Annotated in this window: 12 protein-coding genes; 4 read left to right on the forward strand and 8 right to left on the reverse strand. The window is 64.4% G+C overall.

Annotation, left to right across the window (positions count from 1 at the left end):
• The 3 genes from AUR_RS00005 to AUR_RS00015 form a co-directional block, all read right to left on the reverse strand.
• A partial coding sequence (locus AUR_RS00005) for a universal stress protein (protein WP_128397012.1) occupies positions 1-303 on the reverse strand: 303 nt, incomplete at its 3' end.
• Positions 300-764 (reverse strand): flavodoxin family protein, encoded by a 465-nt coding sequence (locus AUR_RS00010; RefSeq protein WP_062096694.1) that lies wholly within the window; start codon positions 762-764, stop codon positions 300-302. The genes AUR_RS00010 and AUR_RS00005, both read right to left, overlap by 4 nt.
• Entirely contained in the window at positions 761-1,090 is a 330-nt protein-coding gene (locus AUR_RS00015; RefSeq protein WP_062096697.1) for a DUF3040 domain-containing protein, read from the reverse strand. Before AUR_RS00015 ends, AUR_RS00010 begins: the two co-directional genes overlap by 4 nt.
• Before the next feature lie 127 nt (positions 1,091-1,217).
• On the opposite strand from AUR_RS00015, the gene ppsA reads away from it, so the two are divergent.
• The 3 genes from ppsA to AUR_RS00030 are packed head-to-tail and all read left to right on the forward strand — an operon-like array spanning position 1,218 to position 7,810.
• Positions 1,218-3,626 carry a phosphoenolpyruvate synthase gene (ppsA, locus tag AUR_RS00020; RefSeq protein WP_062096700.1) on the forward strand — a complete coding sequence of 803 codons (2,409 nt, stop codon included), beginning with the start codon at positions 1,218-1,220 and terminating at the stop codon, positions 3,624-3,626.
• A gap of 6 nt (positions 3,627-3,632) precedes the next feature.
• The gene (locus AUR_RS00025; RefSeq protein ID WP_062096702.1) at positions 3,633-6,788 is read left to right on the forward strand and encodes an HAD-IA family hydrolase; all 3,156 of its coding nucleotides are present in this window, start codon (positions 3,633-3,635) and stop codon (positions 6,786-6,788) included.
• Positions 6,785-7,810 carry a 6-phosphofructokinase gene (locus AUR_RS00030; RefSeq protein WP_062096704.1) on the forward strand — a complete coding sequence of 342 codons (1,026 nt, stop codon included), beginning with the start codon at positions 6,785-6,787 and terminating at the stop codon, positions 7,808-7,810. The genes AUR_RS00025 and AUR_RS00030 overlap by 4 nt, the downstream gene beginning before the upstream one ends.
• Before the next feature lie 35 nt (positions 7,811-7,845).
• On the opposite strand, the gene AUR_RS00035 is transcribed toward AUR_RS00030, so the two are convergent.
• Positions 7,846-8,103, reverse strand: coding sequence for a metal-sensitive transcriptional regulator (locus AUR_RS00035; RefSeq protein WP_021472132.1), 258 nt, complete (start codon positions 8,101-8,103; stop codon positions 7,846-7,848).
• Between the two features lie 121 nt (positions 8,104-8,224).
• Entirely contained in the window at positions 8,225-8,647 is a 423-nt protein-coding gene (locus AUR_RS00040) for an Hsp20/alpha crystallin family protein (protein ID WP_021472133.1), read from the reverse strand.
• 188 nt (positions 8,648-8,835) lie between these two features.
• Here AUR_RS00040 and AUR_RS00045 point away from each other — a divergent pair, with 188 nt between their 5' ends.
• Positions 8,836-9,042: a hypothetical protein gene (locus AUR_RS00045; protein ID WP_062096706.1), complete on the forward strand. Its 207-nt coding sequence runs from the start codon at positions 8,836-8,838 to the stop codon at positions 9,040-9,042.
• A 77-nt stretch (positions 9,043-9,119) separates the two neighbouring features.
• Here AUR_RS00045 and AUR_RS00050 read toward each other — a convergent pair whose 3' ends face one another.
• The 3 genes from AUR_RS00050 to AUR_RS00060 form a co-directional block, all read right to left on the reverse strand.
• A complete protein-coding gene (locus AUR_RS00050) occupies positions 9,120-10,118 on the reverse strand; it encodes a zinc-dependent alcohol dehydrogenase family protein (RefSeq protein ID WP_062096709.1) in 999 nt (332 codons plus the stop codon).
• 22 nt (positions 10,119-10,140) lie between these two features.
• Positions 10,141-12,555 carry an HAD-IC family P-type ATPase gene (locus tag AUR_RS00055; protein ID WP_082694477.1) on the reverse strand — a complete coding sequence of 805 codons (2,415 nt, stop codon included), beginning with the start codon at positions 12,553-12,555 and terminating at the stop codon, positions 10,141-10,143.
• A gap of 67 nt (positions 12,556-12,622) precedes the next feature.
• Positions 12,623-12,886, reverse strand: a complete 264-nt coding sequence (locus AUR_RS00060) for a YegP family protein (RefSeq protein WP_079941137.1) — start codon at positions 12,884-12,886, stop codon at positions 12,623-12,625.
• Positions 12,887-12,986: the final 100 nt, after the last annotated feature.

Raw genomic sequence — 12,986 nt, forward strand, 5'->3', positions numbered from 1 at the left:
GCCTTCCACCAGGGCCGCCCGGGGGGAGCCTTGGACCAGCCGCGTACTGACATTCTTGGGCAACTCCGGACCAAACACTTCCTTGAGGGTTTCTTTGACGTTTTCCTCTGCCGTGTGGGCAAATCCGTCAATTCCCATCGCAAGGTAGCCTTCGTAGCCCAAGGGAAGTTCCCAGCAGCCCCACGCTTCGAGCGGGGCGTTGAGCGCGAGCGCCAGGCGTTGCCCTTCGCGAAGGGCCTGCTTGGACGCGGCGGAACCGTCGACGCCGACGATGATTTTGCTGGGATCAAGACGGCTGCTCATGATGTGCCCTTCCTGGACGCGAGGGCTTTCACCGAGGCCGCCAGTTCATGGCTCCAGGAGAAGGCCCGTTTGATTTCGCCCTCCAACAGCGGCCCTTCGGTGCCTTTGACGTAGAAGGGCATGGGCTGGGCCACGAGCGTGGCCCCGGCTTTCTGCAGTCCGTGGGAGATCTTCTTGGCGGCATCGCCATGGATGAACAATTTGACCCTGGTATCGAAGGCCGCGGCCAGCACGCCGGCCAGGCCGTCAGCTCCGGCTGCATCCAGGGCCTTGGTGACGGCTTCGGTAGGGCGCCAGCCGTTGATCGGACTGCCGACCACCAGCAGGTCCCCGACTGAGACGTCGCTGCTGCGGAATTGCGACACCGGGACAGTCCGGCTGTTCTCCAACCCCGCTGCTATAGCTTCAGCCACGGACTTTGTGTTCCCGTAGGCCGAGTCGTACATGATCACAGCTTTCATGGCATTTCCTCGTGGGTGTTAGGGAGTTTCCCCGCATTCTTCGGGGCGCGTCGGAGAGTGCTGTCGTCCATGAGCAGTGTTGCCCAGTAGGTGCCGCCGCCCATCATCATGAAACCCAGCACCCCGAGCGGGGGACTGCCCAAAGGGAGGCTGACCAACAGGATCCCCAGGCCGCCCAAGGCCACCAGCAAGCCTCGTTGGGTCCGCTTCCAGCGGTGTCCCCGGAGGTCCTGAAGGCTCATGAGGGTGGCAAGTCGTGGATCCTCTTCTTCCAGCCCGCGCGCGATCTTGTCCAGTTCCTGTTTCTCGAAATGTGAAAGTTCCATGGTCGGCCTCCTGCTTGTGCCTCCAGCATGCTCAATGGGGGCACAACCAAAACAGGGCCGAAAGTCACCTCAGGCGGCGGGTACAAAGACCCTCCCGCATCGTGGCGGGCCGGCGCAGAATCCAATCATGGATTCAGCACCGAAGGCTGCCTTGGCCAACACCCATGTCCTGTGGTTCGACGCTGCCGGTCTTGCCGACATTCCAAGGATCGGGGGAAAGAACGCCTCCCTTGGCGAGTTGACCCGGTCTTTGCAGGCTGCCGGCGTCCGGATCCCCGAAGGCTTCGCAACGACGGCGGATGCCTACCGCCGGTTCCTGGCCGTCAATGGCCTGGAGCCCTTGATTGCCGGTTGCATCAACGACTACCGCCTGCGGAAGACATCGTTGAGGGAAGCCGGAAGCCGCATTCGGAATGCCATCCTGGGGGCAGAGTTCCCGCCTGAAACCGCTGCAGCCATCAGTGCCGGCTACGCTGAACTTTGCCGTCGTGGCGGCGGGCAGGACGTGGCCGTGGCAGTACGAAGCAGTGCGACGGCGGAGGATCTTCCCGATGCCAGTTTCGCCGGACAGCAGGAAACCTACCTGAACGTCTCGGGATCCGCAGCGGTCCTGGACGCCTGCAAGCGCTGCTTTGCTTCCCTCTACACCGACCGGGCCATCAGCTACCGGGAAATCAAGGGGTTTGAGCATCTGGATGTCGCTTTGTCAGTGGGCGTCCAGCGCATGGTGCGCTCGGACCTGGGCGCATCCGGGGTGATGTTCTCCATCGACACTGAGTCGGGCTTTCCGCGTTGTGCTGTGATCAGCGCGGCCTGGGGACTCGGAGAGACCGTGGTCCAGGGAACCATCAACCCGGACAAGTACCAGGTCTTCAAGCCTTTGCTCGCCGATCCTGACCTTGTTCCGATCATCCAGCGGGAGGTCGGGACCAAGGAGCGCAAACTCATTTACGGCCAGGACGGGGACACCGGAACGCAAATGGTGGACACGAGCGAGGCGGAGCGGAAAGCGTTGGTCCTCAGTGATGCTGAAGTGCTCCTCCTGGCCCGCTGGGCTGTCGCTGTGGAAGAACATTACGGACGGCCGATGGACATGGAGTGGGCCAAGGACGGAATCACGGGCGAACTGTTCATGGTCCAGGCCCGGCCCGAGACCGTCCAGGCCCAACGCCCGCTGACGTCCTTCCGGATGTACAAACTCGAGGAAAGCGGAACTGTCCTGGCACGCGGCGCGGCCGTGGGAGATGCCATCACCACCGGTAAAGTGTCGCGGATCCTGGACGCCCGGGACCTTGAGGATTTCATTGACGGTTCCATCCTGGTGACCCGCGTGACGGATCCCGACTGGGTGCCCATCATGAAACGGGCTGCCGGCATTGTCACCGATCATGGCGGTCCCACCAGCCACGCGGCCATCGTCAGCAGGGAACTCGGCGTGCCGGCGGTGGTTGGTACGGGAAACGCAACCCTGGCCCTGGAGCAGGGCGCCCCGGTGACCCTCTCCTGCGCCGAAGGTGAACAGGGCCGCGTCTACGAAGGGACGTTGAAGTTCGACGTCGAGGAGGTAGACACCGGGACGCTGCCCGCCATTAGGACCCAACTCATGATCAACATGGCCAGCCCGGCAGCAGCGATGCGGTGGTGGCGGCTGCCGGCCGCCGGCGTCGGACTGGCCCGCATGGAATTCATCATCAACAACCTGATCCGCGTCCACCCGATGGCCCTGGTCCACCCGGAAAGGGTCACTGACGGTGCCGAAGCTGAAACCATCAAGTCCCTGTGGGCAAACCACGCGGATCCCGAGGAGTACTTCGTTGACGTCCTGGCCACCGGCATCGCGAAAATTGCGGCCCCGTTCCACCCCAAGCCGGTGATTGTGCGACTCTCCGACTTCAAAAGCAACGAATACGGCCACCTCATTGGCGGGACGTTCTTTGAGCGTCCCGAGGAAAATCCCATGCTGGGCTTCCGCGGCGCGTCCCGCTATTACAGCGACGAATACCGGGAGGCCTTTGCTTTGGAATGCCGTGCGTTGAAACGGGTCCGGGAGAAGGCAAGCTTCAGGAACGTCATTGTGATGGTGCCGTTCTGCCGAACCGTCCAGGAAGCGCGCACCGTGCTGGACGCCATGGCAAGCAACGGCTTGGTCCGTGGGCAGGACGGCCTGCAAGTCTACATGATGTGCGAGATACCCTCCAACGTGGTCCTCGCCGCCCGGTTCGCCACGTACTTCGACGGCTTCTCCATTGGATCCAACGACCTTACCCAACTGGTCCTGGGCGTTGACAGGGATTCCGAGCAGCTCTCCGGACTCTTTGATGAACGGGACCCGGCCGTGACGGCCATGATCTCCCAGGCGATCCGGGAAGCCCACAAGGCGGGCATCAAGATCGGACTCTGCGGCCAAGGGCCCAGCAACCACCCGGACTTCGCTGAGTTCCTGGTGGGTGAAGGCATCGACTCGATCTCGCTCAACCCCGACACCTTCCTCCGCACTCTGCCATTGATCGCCGACGCCGAGTTCCGATGGCTGTAGCGGTCAATGAAAAAGTCGCCCACCGCAACAGCAGCTGCAGCTCCTTACGACGCGGTCATTCTTGACCTGGATGGAGTGGTGACAAATACGGCCCTCGTTCACCTCGCGGCGTGGAAGGAGGCGTACGAAGCCATCATTAATGATCCCCGCTACCCGAAGGATGGAAGCCGGGCCCCCTTCACACCGGATGACTACTACGCCTTGGTGGACGGCAAGCCCCGGGAACAAGGGCTGATCGGGCTCATGGCATCCAGGGGAGTGGACATCCCGCCGGGAACCCCGCAGGACGCCGGCGGCGACTGGACCGCCGTCGGGCTTGGGGCCTGGAAGAACAAGGCCTACCTGAGACGGCTGCAGGAAGGAGGCGTGCAGATCTTTCCGGGCACCGGCCGGTTCCTGGAGAACTTGAAGGACGCCGGTGTCGCCACCGCGTTGGTAACCTCCAGCCGCAACGCGACCCCCGTCCTTGCCGCCGCCAACCTGCTGGACTCGTTCTCGGTGGTCATCGATGGCCGCGTGGCAGCGTCGCACGGCCTGGCCGGCAAACCGGCCCCCGATACATTCCTGGAGGCCGTCCGCAGGCTGGACGTGAGCGTGCGGCGCGCCGTAGTGGTGGAAGACGCCGTCGCCGGGGTGCTGGCCGCAAGCCGGGGCGGATTCGGCCTGGTGGTGGGCGTTGACCGGCACGGCAACCGGGCGGACCTGGAAGCTGCCGGTGCCGACGTGGTGATCAACAACCTCGCCGAACTGGATCTGGGCCTCGTGATGCGGGATCCGTGGCTGCTGATCTACGAAGGCATGGATCCTGAGCATGAGGGCCACCGCGAAGCCCTGACCACCCTCGGCAACGGATACATGGGGATACGGGGAGCCGTCAGCGAAAACCGCAGGCCCGGCCGCTATGCCGGAACGTATCTGGCCGGTGTGTATAACAGGGTTTGGTCCACGATTGGCGAGGGAACCGTCGCGGAAGAGCACATGGTCAACCTGCCCGACTGCCTGCCCCTGGACCTGCGCCTGGAAGGCACCCCGTGGTGGTCCGGGGGCGGCCTGGAGATCCTCCATGAACGCCGCGTCCTCAATATGGAAAAGGCGGTCCTGACCCGGCATCTCCTGCTGGAAGCGCCGGACGGGAGGCATCTCCACCTGGAAGAAACGAGGTTCGTGTCCATGGACACCCGGCACATCCTGGCTATCCGGACACGGCTCACACCCCGCGACTGGAGCGGGCTCCTGGATATCACCACCGGGGTCAATTGCCTGGTCCGCAACAGCAACCTTCCCGAGCCCCCGCTGAGTTCCCAGGTCCATCTGATCGACAGGACCATACCGCCATCCCGCGACGCCGGCCCGGTCCTGGCCGCGGAGGTGGAGACCACCCAAAGCCAGGTGCGCGTGGCCATTGCGGCGGCAGTTGACGTCTCCGGGTCCACCGGAGTGACCGAAAGCCGGGCGGGTTTCCACTTCCGGAGCTTCCAGGTCCGGTCCTCGGAGGAAAACCCCGTCACAGTGGACCGGATCATTGCGATCTCGACGTCCAGGGACCGGGCAGCCTCGTCGGCAGCTACGTCCGCTGCCGCTGCGTTGGCAGGTTCCGGGGGCGACTTCGAAGAACTGTTGCGCCGGCACAAAGCGTCCTGGCGGCGTGTCCTTCGGCCGTTCAAGGTGGAGCTTGATGCGCCCGTGCAGGTTCAGCTGGTGCTGAACCTGCACTTGTTCCACCTCCTGCAGACCTTGACTCCGCACACGGCCGAACTCGACGTCGGTGTTCCCGCCCGTGGACTGCACGGCGAGGGATACCGCGGCCACGTGTTTTGGGACGAGCTGTTTGTCCTCCCGGTCCTGAACCCGCGCATGCCCGAGGTTTCCAAAGCCCTCTTGGACTACCGTTGGCGGCGGCTGCCCGCCGCCCGTCGGGCCGCCGTCGCAAAGGGCTTGTCCGGTGCGCTGTTTCCGTGGCAGAGCGGCAGCGACGGCACGGAAGAAACACCGGATTGGCTTTTCAACCCGCGCTCAGGGCAGTGGGTGCCGGATTATTCGCACCTGCAGGTCCACGCCGGACTCGCAGTGGCGTTCAACGCCTGGCAGTACTTCGAATCCACCAACGACGTCCCGTGGTTGCTGGGACACGGCGCAGAGCTGCTCATAGACGTGGCACGCTGTTTTGCCTCCCTGGCCGTCCACGATCCCGGTCATCGCCGGTACCACATCCGCGGAGTGGCTGGCCCGGATGAATACCACACCTGGTTGCCCGGGCGGGATGTTCCCGGCCTGGACGACAACGCTTACACGAACGTCATGGCGGCGTGGGTTTGTGGCAAGGCCGCCGACGTCACTTCAATGTTCCCGGGCCACGAACAGGAGGAACTGCTGGAACGGCTGGGTGTCGGCAAACGCGAGCGGGCGCACTGGCGCAGGCTCTCCCGGGCCATGTATGTGCCGTTCAACAAAGACGGCCTGATCAGCCAGTTCGAAGGGTACGATCTTTTGCGGGAGCTGGACTGGGATGGCTACAGGCAAGAGTACGACAACATAGAGCGGCTGGACCTGATCCTGGGGGCGGAAGGCGATGACGTCAACCGATACAAGCTCGCCAAGCAGGCGGACGTCCTCATGTTGCCGTACTTGCTGGGTGGTTCCGGCCTCATCGCGATGCTCCACCAACTGGATTACCGCATGACCGAGGCACAGCTGGCGCGGACCGTTGAGTACTACCTCGCCAGGACAGCACACGGCTCGACACTCAGCAGGGTGGCGCACGCTTCCGTCCTGGCTGCCGTGGACCCTGACCGTGCCTGGGAAAGCTACCGCGAAGCACTCGACGCGGACTTGGATGACACCCAGCACGGCACGACCAAAGCCGGTATCCACCTGGGTGCGATGGCGGGCACGGTGGACGTCATCCAAAGAAGTTTCGCGGGGCTGCGGATGGACCGTTCAGGAATCACCTTCACCCCCAATTTGCCGCACGGGCTCAACGCCGTTTCCTTCACGGTGAAGACCCAGGGGCACTGGCTGGACATCGAACTGACCACGGAACGGATCCGGGTCACGTCCTCTCCCGGCAGCGCTCCTCCGCTCCGGATCCAGGTCCGCGACCAAATACTGATGCTGCCGGCAGGGGAGAGCCGGAGTTTCAGGCTGCAGGCGGGATCGCGATGAAAAGGTTGGGGATCCTGACGAGCGGCGGCGACTGCCCGGGCGTCAATGCCGTCGTCCGGGGAGCAGTCCTGGCCGGGGTCCGTACCGGGCAGTATGACTTCGTGGGCTACCTGGACGGTTGGAGCGGCGTGCTCAGCAACAACTCCGTACCCCTGACCCTTGAATCGGTCAGGGGCCTTTCGCGCCTGGGCGGAACAATACTGGGAACCTCCCGGACCAACCCCATCACGTCCGGCGGAGCCCCGGCAGTCATCGCATCCATGGAGCGCGACCACGTTGATGGGTTGATTGCAGTGGGGGGAGAAGGCAGCCTCGCTGCTGCCCGGATCCTGGGCGAATCGGGCATCAAGGTCATCGGCGTCCCCAAGACCATCGACAACGACCTCAGCGCAACGGACTACACCTTCGGGTTCGACACCGCCGTGCAAACGGCCACCGAAGCGATCGATCGGCTGCGCACCACCGGCGAATCCCACCACAGGTGCATGATTGCCGAGGTCATGGGGCGCAACGCCGGTTGGATTGCCCTTCATGCAGGCATGGCCGCCGGAGCGCACGCCATCTTGATCCCGGAACGCCGGGCGAGCCTGGAGCAGGCAGCGGCGTGGGTCCTGTCAGCCCGGAACCGGGGCAGGGCGCCACTGGTGGTGGTGGCAGAGGCCTACGTTCCAGCAGGCCAGGATGCTCCCTACTTCCCGCGCGGACTCGATACCTTTGGCCGTCCGCGCCTGGGCGGCATCGGATACCTCTTGGAGGAACAGCTCCAGGAACTGACGGGAATCGAATGCAGGGCCACGGTCCTGGGTCACATCCAGCGGGGTGGGGCGCCCACGGCATTCGACAGGGTCCTGGCAACGCGGTTGGGAATGGCTGCCGTCCGTGCAGCATCCAAGGGGGAGTGGGGCGTGATGGTTTCCTCGCGGGGCACGGACATCACCACTGTTGCCCTTGCTGCCGCGATTGGTGAGTTGCACACGGTCCCGGAAGACTGGTATTTGGAGGCCGAAATGCTGTTTGGGTGACCTGCCCTGCTGCCCTGCTGCCCTACTGTCGGGCGTCAGGCGAGGGAGAGGAACAGCTTCTCCAGCTCTTTCCTGTCCATCGTTTGGTCCTCCTGGATGATGCACTGCTCCAGGCCCGTGGCGATGATGGCGAAGCCGGCCCGGTCCAGCGCCTTCGAAACTGCGGCGAGCTGGGTGACAACGTCTTTGCAGTCACGGCCTTCTTCCAACATGCGGGTGACGGCGGCGAGCTGCCCCTGTGCGCGCTTGAGGCGGTTGATCACAGGCGTGAGTTCGGTGGGGTTCAGTTCCATGAGGGTGCTCCATCGGTGGGTTGCTGCCCTCCATGGTATACCCCCGTGGGTGTACTGATAGCGGCGGCTGGCGACAGGCCGGGCAGGTGCCGTTCCATTCGCACCTGCCCGCAGCACGTTCTCAACTCCTGGTGATGGGAACCTTCGAGGGCGAAACTGCCGCTGTCTTTTCCGGGATGGGTGCCCGTACTTCGAGGACGCCGTCCTTGTAGGAAGCGGTCACGTCGCCTTCCTTCACGCCGTCCGGCAAAGGTATGCGGCGGACAAAGGAGCCATACCGGAACTCCGAGCGGTAGCTGTCCTTTTCCTTGTGCTCCTTCTTTTCCTGGCGTTCGGCCCGGATGGTCAGGCCGCCGTCGGAGACGGTGATTTCCGCGTCCTTTTCCGGGTCGATGCCGGGAAGTTCGGCACGGATCACCAACGTATTCCCGTCAACCACTTCCTCGACTTTGATCCCCCCGGCGCTGCTGTCGCCGTCGAACAATCTCTCGATAAGCTCCATCGGTGAGCGACGCGCATCAAGCCATTTCGTCAGCTCGGTCATGCCAGCCTCCATCTCTTATCAGCCGCGGAACCTTTCCCGGCAGTACCAGCTTTTCGCCTTGGCAACGCGGCTTCCAGAGTCCAAAGTCCCCGCCCGCGCCGGGGTCTTCCGGCCCTTACCCTGCGCCGGGGACTGCTGCAGGATGGGGACATGCCCGCGGAATTGCCGGGTGCAGGGAGGAGTCAGTGATGGGTGGACGGGTCAACCCGGAGTCGGAGCCCCAACGGCCCAACGACGGCCAGGGAAAAGGGCGTTCCCGCAAGAGGCTGACGGGTCTCCCGCTCCAAGGCAGCCCCTTGGTCCAAAGGCTGCTCCGCATCGGCAAACGCCGGGAGGCCGCGGAAGAAAAGCTGGAGCGCCGGCTGGGTGGAGATGACACGGAGACTCATAGCTGACGTTGCCCCGGGTCCCCCACCCGGCGGCCGCCAGCCCAACACGCCGGACCGGAAACGGCGTCGCCTCGGTGGGTCTGTCACCGCATCTTCAGAACCGCAGCGCCGGTGACGCGGTCGTTGGCCAGATCCTCCAGCGCACGGTCCGCTTCCGTGAAGTCGTAAGTGGTGACGGTAGGGGCCAGGCCGATCTCCGCGGCCAGGGCCAGGAAAGCGGTGCCGTCGGCCCGGGTATTGGCGGTGACGCTGCGGATCTGCCGTTCATAGAAGAGTTCATTTTCGTAATTGAGGGACGGGATGTCCGTGAGGTGGATGCCGGCAATGGCCAGGGTTCCGCCGCGATCCAACGCCCGCAGGGCGGCCGGAACCAGATCGCCCACGGGAGCAAAAAGAATGGCTGAGTCCAGGGGGACCGGCGGAGCATCGTAGGCGTCGCCGGCATAAACCGCTCCGAGGCTGAGGGCCAGGTCCCGGGCTTGTGCCGAACGGGTCATGACGTAAACCGACGCGCCTTGGCTGATGGCGATTTGGGCCGTCAAGTGGGCGGACCCGCCGAAGCCATAGATGCCCAGCCTCCCTCCCGGCGGTAGCGCAGCCCGTTCCAGGGCCCTGTAGCCAATGATCCCCGAGCACAGGAGCGGTGCCGCTTGTTCGTTGGTGAAGCGCGCAGGCAAGGCATAAGCGAAGTCCTCATTCACCGTCATGTGGTCGGCAAAGCCGCCGTCACGGTCCCACCCCGTGAATCGGGGCGCCAGGCAGAGATTCTCCTGGCCGCGCCGGCAGTGGGGGCAGTGGCCACAGGTCTGGCCGAGCCAAGCGACACCGATTCTGTCCCCGCGGGAGAAGCGGCCCCCGCTGAAACTTTCCATGACCGTCCCTACGGCCTCGTGGCCGGGGATCACCCCGGCGTGGCGGGGCGGAAGGTCGCCCTCGGCGAGATGGAGGTCGGTGCGGCAGACACCGCACACATCCACTCGCAGGAGTACCTCGCCCGGCCCGGGCCGCGGGTCCTCGCGTTCGCCCATCCTCAAAGGCTTGTCCGCTATCTTCCCCGGCACATCAACCCACCATGCACGCATGACTCTTCCTCGTCGTCGGATATCAGGAGGCTCGCACGGACCCTTCCCGCCTTCCAGAGGCGAAAGTCACGTCTGCACCGTGGTTGCCACGCGTGACGTACCGTCCCACCAGCTCGACGGCGGTACTTGCCGCCAGTGCCGTCAGCACCGAGACCAGCAGCAGGTCAGGCGGAGGCCATTCGAGCAGGAAGAACCCGCGGAGGAAATCAAGGCCCATCACCGCTGCCATCCCCACGTAGCATCCCGCCAGGACCAGTACCTTCGTTGCGTTCAGGGGCCGGGCAGTCACAGCCAGGATCCACGATCCGATGATGGTCAAGGTGATGGTGGTGGCCGAGCGGCTTGTCAGGACCCTGTGATCGCCGCTGAGGGACGCATAGGTGTTGACCCCAAGAATGGCTGTGGCCGTGATGACTCCTGCCGGTATCGCGAAGGACAGGGAACGCTTCAGAAAGCCCGGGACGTAGCGACGACTGCTGGGCAGGAGTGCCAGGAAGAACGCCGGTAATCCAATGGTCAAGCCATCGACGGCGGACAGTTGGCGGGGGAGGAAAGGATACGGCTGCAGCAACAATCCGCAGGCCACGGCCAGGACCGTGGCGTAGGCGGTCTTGCTGAGGAAGAGCATCGATACCCGTTCCATGTTGTTGATAGCCCTGCGCCCTTCGGCCACAATGCCCGGCAGGCGGCTGAAGCGTCCATCGAGCAGGACCAGCCGTGCCACGGCCTTGGTTGCCGGGGCGGCCGTGTCCATCGCGATGCCCAGGTCGGCAACCTTAAGCGCGGGAATGTCATTGACGCCGTCGCCCGTCATGGCAACAGTGTGGCCTTTTCGTTGAAGGGCCTGGATCAGGTCCTTCTTCTGGTGGGGGCCTACCCGGCCGAACACAGCATTGTCCTGGACGCAGGATGCCAGGGCTTCAGGATCCGCGGGGAGTGTTGTGGCGTCACAGGCAGGGCGGCCTCCCAGTCCCAACCTCCCGGCCAGCAGTCCCACTGTCCGGGGATCGTCGCCGGAAAAGATCTTGATCTGTACGCCCTGTTCCCGGAAGTAGTCCAGTGTGGCTGAGGCGTCCTCCCGTATCGATTCCCGAAACGTGACCAGCAGCACCGGTGAAGCGCCGGCGGGAGAAGGAATCCCGCCGGTACCCCCGGCGTCGTTTCCTGTAGCCAGTACCAGAGCCAGGGTTCGGAGACCGGAGGAGGCCAAGGCGGAAGCGCGCCCACGCGCCTCTTCAGCCGTGCCAAGAACAACCCCGGGGGCACCCAGGAGCCACGTCCGGGGCACTCCTGAGGCGCCGGCGAGCGTGACGGAGCTCCAGCGCCGCGCAGGGTCGAAAGGCACCGAGGCCAGGGGAGGTTGTGCACTTCGCGGAGGAAAGGCGGCCTTTAAGGCGCGGGCGGTCGCGTTTGTACGCTGGGTGGCACCGAAGCATTCCAGGGCATCCCGCCACTCCGGAAATTCTTCTTCCGGTCCGAGCAGATGAACTGCGTCGAAAACCATCCGGCCGTCCGTCAGCGTCCCGGTCTTATCCAGGCACAGGACGTCTACCCTCGCCAAGACCTCCACGGCGGCCAGTTCCTGGACGATGACCCGCAGCCTGGCCAGCCGGATCGCCCCGACGGCGAACGCCACGCTGGTCAGCAGGACCAGGCCCAAGGGGATCATCGCGATGGTGCTGGCCACAGCCGGCACCACGCCTTCCTTCCAGTCGCCGGACGCGAGCGCCGCGTTCCATCCGCCGTGCTGGATCATTTGGGAATTGAGGACCAGTGCAGACAACGGAAGGACCAGCCATGCAATGACTTTCAGGACCTTGTTGATTCCGGAGCGGATCTCGGAGGTCACGAGCGAGAAGCGTTTGGCTTCCGTCGCGATGCGTTGGGCGAAGGTCTCAAGGCCCACGGTGGTGATCCGGGCGAACCCCGATCCGGACACCACCAATGAACCCGACAGCAGGACCTGGCCTGCACTCTTCCGGACGGGTTCGGATTCTCCCGTCAGAAGTGATTCGTCGACGTCGAGGCTGCCGTCGCCAAGGCTGACGGCGTCGGCAGACACTTGGTCCCCGGCGCCCAAAACCACAATGTCGTCCTTGACGAGGTCCCGTCCCGGGATCACTTGCTCCGTCCCGTCCCGGAGCACAGTTGCCGGCGCACTGTGCAGGATGGCCAAACGGTCCAGGGCCCGTTTGGCCCGGTACTCCTGGACCACTCCGATAATGATGTTTCCCATCGCGGCGAGCCCGAAGAGTGCATCCTGCCATTGCCCCAGGACGAGCAACATCGCAAAGGCCGCAAAAACCAGGCCATTGAAGAGTGTCAGGACGTTCGCCCTGATGATGGCGCGCAGGCTGCGACTGGCTGGTAGTTGTGCGCTGTTGTCCAGGCCATGGTCGATGCGGAGCGCGACGTCCGCCCGGGTGAGTCCTTGCATGGCCCGGCGCCCTAGATCCTGTGCGTCATGGTGTCGGGACGCATGGTGCCCGCCATGGCGTGACAGTTCAATGCGGTGCCGCCACTGGCGTGGACCGCCGTCGCGGGGATGAGTGCGGGCCCGACGCCGGGGGCCAGCGCGGGGCGGGCTTGGTGCTGTGGTCTTCCACCAGGCCGGTACCTGCACATTCGCGCACGTCGAAGATGGCGATGGCTATCGCCTGCTTGTCGTCGTAGGGGCCTGACTCGAGCAGGGTGTTTCCTCTGGGGCCAACAAGGCGGAACCGAAAGTGGGAATACGCATCGACGAAAACTTCGAAATGTCCAGACATGGTGGAACTCTCAACTAGAACGTCAACGCCCCTGCCCCGGTGGCGTGGGCGCGCTGGTGGTCGGAAGTCGTGGGCATCCGGGTCCCAAGGGTCTTGTGCC

It is taken from the genome of Paenarthrobacter ureafaciens (genome assembly GCF_004028095.1).
In the GTDB taxonomy this organism is placed as follows: domain Bacteria; phylum Actinomycetota; class Actinomycetes; order Actinomycetales; family Micrococcaceae; genus Arthrobacter; species Arthrobacter ureafaciens.